At 56.3% G+C, this 4,807-nt stretch carries 2 protein-coding genes, 1 other RNA gene and 1 pseudogene; 3 read left to right on the top strand and 1 reads right to left on the bottom strand.

Annotated features, from left to right (window positions below; translation table 11 throughout):
• Positions 1–1,427: GH92 family glycosyl hydrolase (locus VGE80_RS00775; RefSeq protein WP_440591325.1), on the bottom strand; the 1,427-nt coding region annotated here is incomplete at its 3' end.
• Between the two features lie 391 nt (positions 1,428–1,818).
• Here VGE80_RS00775 and ssrA point away from each other — a divergent pair.
• From ssrA to VGE80_RS00760, 3 genes and pseudogenes are all read left to right on the top strand, one after another.
• Positions 1,819–2,169: a transfer-messenger RNA gene (gene ssrA / locus VGE80_RS00770) on the top strand.
• Positions 2,170–2,346: 177 nt separating this feature from the next.
• Positions 2,347–4,308 carry a hypothetical protein gene (locus tag VGE80_RS00765; RefSeq protein ID WP_440591324.1) on the top strand — a complete coding sequence of 654 codons (1,962 nt, stop codon included), beginning with the start codon at positions 2,347–2,349 and terminating at the stop codon, positions 4,306–4,308.
• A 107-nt stretch (positions 4,309–4,415) separates the two neighbouring features.
• A pseudogene (locus VGE80_RS00760) lies at positions 4,416–4,807 on the top strand (hypothetical protein); the annotation flags it as partial.

Here is a 4,807-nt window from a genome sequence, read left to right as displayed (position 1 = left end):
GGCGCGTGCGCGGTTTTCAGCATCGCGGCATAGGCCTGCTGGATATCAAAGTCGCTGATTCCTTTCAGATACGCTTCGGTAATCGTGATGTCTGCCGGTGTCCCCAGCATGGAATTCGAGTATCCACTGCCAGACGGCCAGCGAGGTAACCAGCCACCCTGTTCCTCCATCTTCAGCAGAGACTTGATCATGTCGGCCTGCTCATCGCGGGCAATCAGATTGTAGAGGGGGTGAACGGTCCGAAATGTGTCCCACAACGACAGATCCGTGTAGTAAACAAAGCCGTCGGCCTGATGGATTTGTCCATCGAAGCCACAATAACGTCCATCCACGTCACTGAACGTGGTCGGCATCTGGAAGGCCCGGTAGAGCGCCGTCGTGAAAATCGTACGCTCGGACTCCGAACCGCCCGAGACTTCGATTCGCCCCAGTTTCTCTTCCCATTCCGTAACGGCCCGTTGCAGAGCCTCGTCGAAACTGAGATTCCCCGCTTCCTTTTCCAGGTTCTGACGAGCCCCCTCCAGGCTGACGTACGAAATGCCGACTTTCAGTTCGACCTGCCGACTGGTCGGATCAACGTCGACTTCCAGATCGACTCCAATGTCATCCCCTTCGATCTCTGTGCTGTCGGCTTGGTTCTCTGCGTCACCGGACCAGGTCGCAAAAGCGCGAATGGGCCGATTCACGCGAGCAACAAAGTAAACGCGAAGGCCTCCGGAGCGTTTCGAGAATGTGCCGTGCGTTTCTGCGGAACCTGCAATCTCCCCCGCCTCGGGCAGAATGCGAACCGACCCCGCTCGACAGGTTCCTTTCCCCAGTGCACTCGTGACGTGCATCAGCAGGTGAGGGGACTGAGCCCGAGCGAACGTGTACCTGTGAATTCCGACCCGGCAAGTCGATGTCAGTTCGGCCAGGATTCCCAACCGGTGCAAACTGACGCCGTAGTAACCGGGAAAGGCGACTTCGTTCTCGTGCAGAAAGGGAGTATTCAGGCCCCGTCTAATCCCTTTCGTCTGCTGCGAATCGTACGGGAGAACAAGAAAATTTCCGCCGTCGGTCGCCCCCGTTCCGGCCAGCCGAGTATGGCTGAATCCCAGTATTCGCGGATCCGAGTAAAAGTACCCGGAGGTATTCGTCCCACGGGCACCGAATGGAGAGACCGTGTCTGGGCTGAGCCGCACCATCCCGAACGGGAGGGTTGCCCCAGGAAAATTGTTCCCGCACAGGCAGAACAGGCCTCCTGTCCCAATGAAGGGATCCACGGATCGCCCCAACCGTCCCGCCTCAATCGCCGGGACAGGCTTCAGCAAGGCTGCAGCCTCATCCCCGGCACCAGCTACGACGCGGGAGATTGCCAGAATACAGGCCATGAAGGCGATGCAAGTGATCACCGAGTCGTGCTGGCAAGAATCAAAAGATCGATTCATGGTAAGTCAAACCCCGAAAGCCGGAACGAAATGCTCACTGCAGTGGAACGCTCACCACCCCGGAAAGCTCCGTCAACACACACACACGTCCACAAAAAACAGCCGCTGCAATAAAGCAGTTCTTCCCCAAAGTAGACCTGTCGCTCTGCGACAGGAAACCCGAACCAGAATCCCGCCACGATTCCACCCAGTCCAGCCAATTGCCCATAACCCACCAAAAACCAGCCGAAATTCCCGGTCCAGATGTTTCACCGTCTTGACGGAAACTCCCCGCCGGATAGGATTTGGCAGTCCATCATCCATTGGCTGATTCTGTGAGACGACGTCAGGTTGTTTGAACCCCAAGTTCAGGACTTGTTCAATCGCACAAATCTGGCCAAAGGAGGACCTCGGGGGCGATCGGATTCGACTGGATTTGCGAGGTCTGGGTGGCGTGCCGTGGTTGATCAGTTGGCCACGTAAAAAGCTGATCAAAAAACAACTGCTAACAAGCCGTTGACCCTGGCTGCCTAGTGTGGCCTTGACTGAGGAATCCCCGCCTGTGGAGTCCAAAAGTCAAATGTAAAAACAGGCTGGCCCCTGGTCAATGTGACCTACGCCGGGGGCAAGACTCGTGGGACACTGATCGCCAGAAGCCTTCGTTCGTTGTGGCTTCAGCGATGACTTAAACAGCGGACTACGCACGTAGATATCCTTTCTAAGGGATCTCAGGACGGGGGTTCAATTCCCCCCGCCTCCATGCCATAGCCACTTGCATTCTTGTTGCAAGTGGCTATTTTTGTTGGGAATCCAGCGTTTTTCAGGGGTCTCCGGCGAGCCTTCAAAAGCCCCCAAACCCCCTGGTTTCTGATAATTGTTCTGATAAGGGCTCGTTTTCGGAGCGAATGTTCTGATAAGGCGAGTCAGAATGGGGGTGCAAATGGCCACTCGAAGCCGCCTCACGTGGAAACCGGACAGTCGCGGTTACTACACTCGCCACATCGGCTGGGAACGCACCAAGAGCGGAAAACTCCAGCAGCACAAGTTCCTGTTGGGGACCGACCGCAAGGAAGCCGAACGCCGCGAGCGAAAGCTACGCGAGTTGTGGGACGAGTTCGAGAAGACGTGCCAGGAGCACCGGCCGCTCTGGCCTGATGGGCTGCTCGAAGTCGCTATGAGGGTCGCCAAAGGGGCCATCAACATCCCCGTTCCCCGTGGTCCCAAGGAGAAGCAGTTTCAGTACACGGCCCGAATCCAGCGGATGCAGGCCAAGTATCCGGTGATCTGCTTCATCCCTGAGGACCAGCATGCGTTTGAGATCGGTCAGGCCGCATTGGAAATGTTTGAAGCCATTCCGGACTCAACACGGGATCTCAAGATCCTGCCGATCGACGTCGAAACGATTCAGGCCATCGAACGAGTTCAGCAGGTTGCCAAAGAGGCGGGGCTGAATCTTGATCCGTGGATTGGGGCCAACTCTGAGACCACGTCGCCTCAACCGGAACCCGAAGTCTCCGCAATCCATAAGCTGGGTATCCTCAAGCCCAGCGACCCCGCTGCGGCAAGACAAAAGCCGGAACCGACAGCACAACCATCGAAGCCACGGCCCGGAACCAACACCGCGCAACGCTCTTCACCGGCATCCCCTACGGCAACATTGCACCAGGCGTTCAAGCGCTACCAGGACTATCTTCAGAAGGAGTTTTTCCGGCATGAAACAGGCCACATCTCGGAGTGGGGCCACATGCAGGTTCGACAAGTCCAGAATCTCATGAAGCATCATCCTGACACGCTGTTGAGTCGGCTCGACAGCACTGCCGTCGAAGAACTGATTGGCTATTGGCGGCGGCGACCATGCAAGCTCAACTCAACAGTCCCCATGACCCCGAAGTCGACAAGCAATTACCTCGGAGTCTTGATGCGGTTTTTGACCTGGCTCCATGCTTCCAGTGAGTTTGCGTGGACCAAACCACAAGCGTTCAACGACTACGACACGCGTATTCGTCGCCTTCCGAGCGACCACGCCCGACGAAGCCTGGAACAGGTCGACACCTTCTCACTGGACGAACTGCGTCTGATGATGCGATACGGCCAGCCATTTGATCGGCTCCTCCTGTTGCTGGCGCTGAACTGCGGTTTCGGTCGCGCGGAAATCTCCTCACTGCTGGTGGGTGAGGTTTATCTGTATTCCGGACATTCAGAACGAGAACAGGAGGTCCTCGGATTCCCAACAACTAACGCGGACAGCTTCATTAAGCGAATACGTCGCAAGAGCGGTGTGTACGGCGAACACATCCTGTTTCCGATGACGGTTCAGGCGCTAGAATGGGTCGCTGAGCGTCGAAAGAAGTTCCCCGAATACTCGCCGTCTGCGCAGCTGATTCTGAACGAAAAGGGCAAGCCCCTGGATCAGCAGACCAAGGGCAGCAACACAAATCAGGCGATCCCAAATCAACTGGCCAAATTGATCAAACGGATTCAGGACGACGGTCAGGAAATTCGCGACCTTTCGTTCGGCAAGCTGCGAAAGACCGCCAGCGATCTCATCAAGCGCCATTCCACCGGCGAGATTGCTGGCGTTTTTGACTGCCACGGCGAGCCTGTCAAATCGGACTCTCTGTCCGACGTCTACACGAATCGTCCATTCGGCAAGGTCTTCCAGGCAATCCGCGATGTCCAGAAGTACCTTGACCCCGTTTTCCAAGAAGCTGGTCCGTCTCCGTTCACTCCTCAGCCACAGGCTTACACGAAGCGATCAGTTATCGACCGTATCATTGAACTACATTCGCAGGGTACCCCTACAGATCAGATCGCTGCGACCGTTGGCATCTCGGCCCAGACCGTCAGTCGACATGTCCAGCAACATCGCGAGAGGCAAGCACGAACTCACGGTGCTGAATAGACGAATTGCCCTAACTGAGGTGCGCGATTGCGCGGATTCCGGATTGCCGGAAGCGTGGTATCCTACTGGGCAGAAAGTACCAGTATCCCGAGCGAAGTAGGTTGCGCATGGCTACAACCCAAGTCACCCGCAAGGAACTCTACGATCAAGTCTGGTCTGAGCCAATGCTTCATGTCGCGAAGCGATATGGTATTTCGGATGTCGGACTCGCGAAAATCTGTCGCAAGCAGAAAATCCCCTGCCCACCCCGCGGCCACTGGGCTAAGAAAGCCGCTGGCCAATCTCCGATTCAGATTCCATTACCCAAATCGGATAAAGAGTCTAAGATCATCATTCGCGAATCGCCGGAGTCGACTACGAGATCGTCCTTGAGTCCTGACTTGCAGCAGCAAGTAGCTGAGGAGATCGGGCGGCCATTTCTCATTGAACTGCGCGATCATCTTCGCGGCGCACATTCGCTGATCAGCGCAGCCAACCAGCAGTCCCAGGCAATTCGCCA

This window comes from Schlesneria sp., assembly GCF_036405755.1.
GTDB lineage: Bacteria > Planctomycetota > Planctomycetia > Planctomycetales > Planctomycetaceae > Schlesneria > Schlesneria sphaerica.
The sequence above is the reverse complement of the archived record's forward strand: the minus strand, read 5'-3'. Positions and strand labels throughout refer to the sequence as shown.